The organism is Methanoculleus sp. UBA413, from assembly GCF_002502935.1.
Taxonomy (GTDB): domain Archaea; phylum Halobacteriota; class Methanomicrobia; order Methanomicrobiales; family Methanoculleaceae; genus Methanoculleus; species Methanoculleus bourgensis.
This window is the reverse complement of record NZ_DAQR01000107.1, coordinates 1-5,553: the sequence shown is the minus strand read 5'-3', so window position 1 is coordinate 5,553 and position 5,553 is coordinate 1. Positions and strand designations below refer to the sequence as shown.

Sequence of the window (5,553 nt, the reverse complement as noted above, 5' to 3'; positions counted from 1 at the left end):
GGGGTTCAACCGAGCTTGCACCTCGCCGATAGCCAACCCAGAACGCAGTGCACCCATGGTTGCGTTCGCGCCAATGGGGGCGAGCCCACTCTCGGCAGAGGCGTGTTGGGACGGCCTCAATAGGAAAATTATAGATAAATATCGAGAAGATACGTCCTTTTCTGCCGGACCCCTCACAGATATCTTATTCTGCAGCCCGGCCGCTCATATACTGCTCGAGGAGTTCGAGCGCCTCCCACTCCCGGGGACCCCCGCACTTCCGGGCAAGACCGGCGTGGTGCTCGATCAATTGCCCCAGCCAGGGATCGCGGTTCCTGACATAGCGGGTGGCATGAACCGTCGCGTCCACGATGCTGTAAAAACCGCGGTTCACCGGGTGCAGCCGAAGCCCGAGCACCTCCTCTTTTACGGGGATGAGCCGGACGATGATCGCCTCGTCGCTTGACCGTTCCACGTCGGCGGCAAACGCGGTCCAGGCCTCCACGTCACGGAGGCGGGAGACGACCAGCCCGTCGACCTCCTCCCTGACAAACGCTTCCCGGGGCAGGTCGTCAAACGCGGTCCTGACGTAGAGCACCGGGTCGAAGACGAAGTTCGCCACCACCCAGCGGTCCCGGGCGATGTTCCGGGCGGTATGACTCCCCCGGAAGAGGACCATGTGCAGGGAACCGCTGCGGTTGATGATCCCCATGGGGGCGGCGTTGCAGTCGGTGGTCGCGATCACCTCGTTGATCCCCTCGGCTAGCAGTCCCACTGCCACCCCTCCCCAAGCGCCACGTATATCCCGGCGATGGTGATGTCAGCGATCGAGCCCGGGTTGATCCCGCCCCTGATGCACTCGGCATCGAAGGCACAGAGATCGCGCCCCCCGCGGAGCACTTCATCTGCGCATCGCATCGTCCTCTCCGCCGCCTCCGCCCCGTGCTTCTTCGCGATGAAGGTGTCCGGCACTGACGCGAGGAGGTCGAGAAACGTCCGCACGATCGCCTCACGGCCATGCCCGTGCGCATGAAGCAGGTCTGCGCACCGGCGGGTCAGGGCGAACCCGTTCGTCCACTCCCGGGCGACCATATCCCGGGGCGCCGAGTATGCCATGATATCGGCAAGCGTCATGCCCCGCTCCCTGATCGCGGCGATCGACTCCGGGTCGTTCACGTCCAGGTCGTCGCTCTTCGCCACCCTGACCTGGGTGAGCCCGAATGCCGCGTAAAAATCGATCGCGTCCTGGACGTCGGTCCCGGCCACGACCCGGCGCGCCCCCTCGATGTCTCCCCCGAGGATGAGGGGGATGAGCAGGATGAACGCCCCGAAGTGGGTGTTCCCTCCGGCGTGACTGTTGGTGAGCATAACCGCCTCCCGGATCAGGCTCCCGACGCGACCGCCGGTCCGCTCAGCCGTCTCAAAGACCGGTCGCACGAGGATGGTCGAGGCAAGGAAGTGCTCGAGGCGGGTATCGGAATAGTCATGACACCGGTCCACGTTCCCGGGTTTCGGGTAGGCGCAGACCTCAAGCATCATCGCCATCTGCGCCTGTTCAGCGCGATTCGCTAGCGTTCTCTCCTTCATCGAATAACCTGTGCATGATCTCCCCGGCCAGGTGGTGCTTGCACCGCATGTACTCCCGCGCAGAGAGGCCGATCTGCTCAAGCGTCATGTTCCGGAACATACAGGGTGAACTGATCTTGCAGCACCAAGCAAGGCTCCCAAAACAGGTGCTCTTCCCCCCCTCGAGCGGAGTGCCCTTCACCGCATTCTGCTTGAGTTTCAGGTAATCTTCCCGGGAGATCCCGACCTTCTCAAGGGCCGGGAGGAGCGGGCAGGGCTTCACCGGCATACAGCAGAAAGCGAGCGCCCTGATGTCGCCGCCGCGGCAGAGCTGTTTTGGGGCGTTATACCAGCCGCCTTCATCGGCGGCCCGGGTGATGGCCGCATCCAGGCCGGCAAGCGTCCAGGGGTCGGATTTCCGGGCAAGCGAGACGAGGTCTGCGCCATGGGAGAAGGCATCCATCGCACGGTCGAACGTAGTGATGGAGTTGTTCGCGATCAGTGTCAGGGGAGAGACGTTCCTGATCTGGCGGATCTTGCTATGCCCGTAGTCCATCAGGTCCACGTGGAGGACGTCCGCCCCTGCCTTCCAGATAGCGCGGGCAAGACTGGCGTCATCGGCGGCGACACCGGCCCGGATCTTCACCGAGACGGTCACGCCCTCTGATTTCAGGGCGCGGATGATCTCGACGAGCCTTGCTGGGTGCTGCAGGAGGAACTCGCCGCATCCGGCCTCGATCATCGCCGGCTGTCGACAGTGGGCGTCGATCTCGTAGACCACCCGATCCTCGAACGCGCTGGCGATATCGGCGTAGGCAGCAGGGGTGCTCCCGCGGAGGTTGATACCGGTCACCACGTCGCTCGGTTTCAGGGCATCAATCTGCCGTCCCAGTTCTTCCAGGGGGTCGTCATACAAAAACTCTTTGCGGCCCTCCTGCGCCATCCGCCGGCTTGCATCGATGGTGGGACCGTCGATAGAATAGCCGCCGATGAAAGCGGCCCCGATATGAGCCGCCCGCTCAAGAACATAGGCTGCATCCACGACACCGGCCATGGATGCGATTGCCACCGGTGTTTTTACGATCCGATCGTTTATGAGGAGTTCAAAACGATCATATGCTTCCATCATGCTTCCATATCCGTTGGTGGTGTGAGTGGATATTGATTTGTATCGGCCCGCCGCCGGAGCCCGTCAGCCGGGATACCGCGCATCAGAATCTCTGCCCGTGCCGGCAGGCGAACCCCCGGATCAACCGGCTGGCCAAAAGCCGGTGGATGCAGGAGGTGATCTCCTGTTCGAATCCTGCTATCACATAGATCTGGAACCGGGCCCTTAAAAACAATCGGTAATTATTTTAATATAGTATCGTAGTACCTTGTAATATATGGGTAAAATCGGAATGTTACTGGTCGGGCATGGCAGCAAGCTCCCCTATAATAAAGAACTGATCGAGACCACCGCAGAGTTCATCGCAGAAAAGACCGATGAATATATCGTCAAACCCGGTTTCATGAGCATCAACGCACCAACAGTCGAGGAACAACTCGACGCGTTCCGGACGGAGGATATCGAGATTCTGGTCGTCGTCCCGCTCTTCCTCGCAAGGGGTGTCCACATCGACCAGGACATTCCCGAGATCCTCGGCCTCCCGAAAGGGGGGCGGAAAGGCACGTTCCGGATGAACGGGAAGACGGTACCGCTTGTCTACGCAAACCCCATCGGCAGCGATCCGCTCCTTGCCGAACTGATGCTGAAGAACGCGTCCGACGCGATCGCCAAACTGGATCCCTGACGACCATGCAGATCCTGGTGCTGGATACCATCCACGGCGGGGCTGAACTCGCCCGGGCACTCCGTGGTTCCGGCCACCAGGTGGACGAGGTGGACGTTTACCACGGGAAGGCCGGCATCCCGGTAGAGGAGGCGCTCGAGCGGTCCTACGACCTGGTCACCGCGCCGGTTCACCTCGACCCGGCCCACCCCCTCCTCCAGCGGCACGGCCCCGCAGTCTCGCATCACGAGATGGTGGGGTGGGTCATCAGGGGCCGCCGCACCCCGCACCCCTTCATCGAGATCACCGGAGCGCGGGGGAAGACCACCACCGCCCACGCTCTCGCCTCATTGCTGCCGGGCCCGGGCATCCTGCACACATCGACCGGGACCTACCGCTACCCGGAACGGGAGCGCCTCTGGAAGCGGAGCATCACGCCCGCCTCCCTGATCCCGGCGGCGCATGAGGCCCGGCGTATCGGGGGCTGGCTTATCGCCGAAGAGTCGCTCGGGGTAACGGGCGCCGGAGACGTGGCGGTGCTGACGTCGCCGGAGGATTACCCGGTCGCGGCGGGCCGGAAACACGCGATCACAGAGAAGTGCCGGCAGCTTGCCAGGGCGCGGATCGTGGTCCTCCCGCCCGGCATTGACCTCCCGGGAAGGACGGTGGCCGCCGGCGATATCGTATCCTTCGACGGCGCTGTCTGCCGGTACGCATGGGGCAGGATCACCGGCACGTTTGAAAACCCACTCTGCACCCTTGAGGGCTACCGCACACCACTTGCGCTTGCGGCAGCGACCGCCTGCGTGCTCGGGATCGATCCTGCGCCGCTTGCGGGGTTCGCCGCCCTGCCCGGCCGGATGGCGAGCAGGCGGGAGGGGAACCTGCTGATCGTGGACAACGCAAACAGCGGGACAAACGTAGAGACCACCGTGGAGGCCGCCCGCTACGCGCGGGCTCTCGCGGGAAACGGCGCCCTGACGCTCGTCATCGGTGAGGAGGCCCGGGCGATCTGTGAGGGGTTCTCCCCAGAGGATATCGCGCGGGCGGTATCGGCCGTCGGCCCGACAGCGACCGTCTATGTTGGGGAGGGGCATGAGGCGGCCACGCTTGATGAGGGGCTGACTCAGGCACGGAACATCACCCCCTCGGGCGCGATCGTCCTCGCGGTCAAGACATGGAGATAAGATTAATGCAGTATATTCAACCAAGACCGAGTTCAATTGTAGCGGCGCTCTACACCGCCCGCGACCTGGGCGTGGACGTGGCGATCCTCCACGGGCCGTCGGGCTGTTCGTTCAAGCACGCCCGTCTCCTCGAAGAGGACGGGATGCGGGTGCTGACAACGTCGCTTGCCGACAACGAGTTCATCTTCGGCGGGCATGATCCGCTTGTGCGGGTGCTCCGCCACGCTGAGGAGGAGTTTTCGCCCCACCGGATAGCGGTCGTCGGGACCTGTGTTGCGATGATCATCGGCGAAGACCTCGAGTCCGCCATCCACGATGCCGGGGTCACCACGCCGACGATCGCAGTGGATATCCACGCCGGGTTCCGGGAGAACATCGACGGCGTGCTTGCGACGCTTGAGCCGGCGGCCGCTGCCGGCTGGATCAGCGACGATGAACTGGAACGCCAGCGCTACCACCTCGGGAAGGCAAACGAGGTGGAGCGGCTCCGGGGAGCGGCCTCCCGGAGTTACATCGAGCCATCGCGCGGCGACCTCAAGCACATCGCCGCAAAACGTCTCGTGGAACTTGCCGATGAGGGCGCGAGGGGGGTTGCGGTCATGAACGCGAAGAAGGAGACCGCCTATATGTTCGCCGACGAACTCATCGGCCTCCATGATGCCTGCCCGGACGCTGCGATCACGTATCTCGCAAACCTGGAAGACCGCGGTCTCCCGAAGGTTCGGGAGGATGCCGCCCGGATCCTTGCCGGGATGCGGGAGCGCGGGGTCGACCCAGAACTCATCGGGGCGCTGGACGAGTACGGCGCCAACGGCACCGCGGTCGGGGAGCGGATCCGGGAACTTGCGCCCGACTTTGCCCTCATCGTCGGGGTGCCGCACGCCGTCCCGCCTGAGTACATGAAAGGAATCGAGTGCTTCTCGGTCACAAACGGCCCCCGGCAGGTGGACCCCCTCCGGGAGATGGGGCACCGCCACGTCATGGTCGAGATCGACCTGCACCCAAAGACCCTGGGCGTCCGTGAGATCGTCGAGAGCGAGTTCGGGGCG

General features: G+C 63.7%; 6 protein-coding genes. 3 read left to right on the top strand and 3 right to left on the bottom strand.

Translation table 11 applies throughout. The features are described 5' to 3' along the window. Window positions 1-184: 184 nt before the first annotated feature. Genes BP858_RS08730 through BP858_RS08720 form a run of 3 tightly spaced genes read right to left on the bottom strand, consistent with a single transcriptional unit; the run spans window position 185 to window position 2,674 of the window. On the bottom strand, window positions 185-754 hold the full coding sequence (locus tag BP858_RS08730; RefSeq protein ID WP_074175153.1) for a DUF447 domain-containing protein: 570 nt from the start codon (window positions 752-754) through the stop codon (window positions 185-187). Then, window positions 742-1,566: a triphosphoribosyl-dephospho-CoA synthase gene (locus BP858_RS08725; protein ID WP_074175152.1), complete on the bottom strand. Its 825-nt coding sequence runs from the start codon at window positions 1,564-1,566 to the stop codon at window positions 742-744. Before BP858_RS08725 ends, BP858_RS08730 begins: the two co-directional genes overlap by 13 nt. Beyond that, complete coding sequence (locus BP858_RS08720) at window positions 1,535-2,674, bottom strand: methanogenesis marker 9 domain-containing protein (protein ID WP_074175151.1); 1,140 nt, start codon at window positions 2,672-2,674, stop codon at window positions 1,535-1,537. Before BP858_RS08720 ends, BP858_RS08725 begins: the two co-directional genes overlap by 32 nt. Before the next feature lie 256 nt (window positions 2,675-2,930). On the opposite strand from BP858_RS08720, the gene cfbA reads away from it, so the two are divergent. The 3 genes from cfbA to cfbD form a co-directional block, all read left to right on the top strand. Next, a complete protein-coding gene (gene cfbA, locus BP858_RS08715; RefSeq protein WP_286879313.1) occupies window positions 2,931-3,338 on the top strand; it encodes a sirohydrochlorin nickelochelatase in 408 nt (135 codons plus the stop codon). Between the two features lie 5 nt (window positions 3,339-3,343). Further along, window positions 3,344-4,504: a coenzyme F430 synthase gene (gene cfbE, locus BP858_RS08710; protein ID WP_286879312.1), complete on the top strand. Its 1,161-nt coding sequence runs from the start codon at window positions 3,344-3,346 to the stop codon at window positions 4,502-4,504. Between the two features lie 5 nt (window positions 4,505-4,509). Beyond that, window positions 4,510-5,553 (top strand): Ni-sirohydrochlorin a,c-diamide reductive cyclase catalytic subunit (gene cfbD, locus BP858_RS08705; RefSeq protein WP_286879314.1); only part of this gene is annotated, 1,044 nt, incomplete at its 3' end.